Annotated in this window: 1 rRNA gene; it reads right to left on the bottom strand. The window is 49.8% G+C overall.

Features of this window, described 5'->3' with window-relative positions:
* Positions 1 to 154: 154 nt before the first annotated feature.
* Positions 155 to 255, bottom strand: a 23S ribosomal RNA gene (locus AACY19_RS27670); the annotation flags it as partial.

Raw genomic sequence — 255 nt, forward strand, 5'->3', positions numbered from 1 at the left:
TCAAGAAATTCGGGTACTGAGTCGTGACCTGATGGCCTCGCTTCAGCAAATTGGGTATGTGACAGCTGGTGTTTTGTGAACATCGAACTTTCGGTTCGTTTCGTCTTCACACACCGCAATCTGGTCTCTTCGACGCAAATTGCTTGGGTGTTATATGGTCAAGCCTCACGGGCAATTAGTATTGGTTAGCTCAACGCCTCACAGCGCTTACACACCCAACCTATCAACGTCGTAGTCTTCGACGGCCCTTCAGGG

The sequence above is a fragment of the Pseudomonas sp. EA_5y_Pfl2_R50 genome (genome assembly GCF_963970475.1).
Lineage (GTDB): Bacteria > Pseudomonadota > Gammaproteobacteria > Pseudomonadales > Pseudomonadaceae > Aquipseudomonas.